Here is a 255-nt window from a genome sequence, read left to right as displayed (position 1 = left end):
AGCCTGCATAGAATGGCTGTTTGCCGAAGAGGGCGACAGCTTTGCCGACCGTATCCGTCGCGCCCATGCCGGCGGCCTGACGGCGATCGAATTCTGGCGCTGGACCGACAAGGATCTGGATGCGATCGAGACAGCGCTGAAGGAAACCGGCCTTGCCGTCACCAGCCTCGTCGCCGAGCCGATGATCGCACTGACCGATGCCGCCAACTGGCAGGCCTGGCTGGCGGGCCTTGCGGAATCCGTCGCAGTCGCCAA

1 pseudogene is annotated in these 255 nt (G+C 64.7%); it reads left to right on the top strand.

The annotated features are described in order from the left end of the window. Positions 1 to 255, top strand: a pseudogene (locus EOD29_RS33235) (hydroxypyruvate isomerase); the annotation flags it as partial.

The organism is Mesorhizobium sp. M1A.T.Ca.IN.004.03.1.1 (assembly GCF_003997555.1).
Classification (GTDB): Bacteria; Pseudomonadota; Alphaproteobacteria; order Rhizobiales; family Rhizobiaceae; genus Mesorhizobium.
This window is presented reverse-complemented; position numbering and strand designations above follow the sequence as displayed.